The following is a 255-nucleotide window of genomic DNA, read 5'->3' on the forward strand; positions in this document are numbered from 1 at the left end:
CGTCAAACACCACCACGTCAATACCGGCTTCACGCAGATGTTCGAGGGTTTTATCAACCGCGCCGTCCTTAATGGCTCGCAGACCTTTATCAGTCACCAGCAGCGCTTTTTTACCGCCCAACAGTTTGCAGCGTTCGCCCACGACGGAAATAGCATTCGGGCCAAAAAAGTTCACATTTGGCACCAGGTAATCAAACATACGATAGCTCATAATTTACCTTCTTAGATTTAAATTATAATTCAGAGAAACAATTC

At 45.1% G+C, this 255-nt stretch carries 1 protein-coding gene; it reads right to left on the minus strand.

Translation table 11 applies throughout. From position 1 onward, the window contains the following. On the minus strand, positions 1-211 hold a 211-nt coding region (locus tag FHD02_RS24180), incomplete at its 3' end, for an iron-containing alcohol dehydrogenase (protein ID WP_220394395.1). Positions 212-255 lie beyond the last annotated feature (44 nt).

Origin of the sequence: Citrobacter sp. EC_71 (assembly GCF_019584005.1) — a bacterium.
GTDB classification, from domain to species: Bacteria; Pseudomonadota; Gammaproteobacteria; order Enterobacterales; family Enterobacteriaceae; genus Citrobacter; species Citrobacter werkmanii.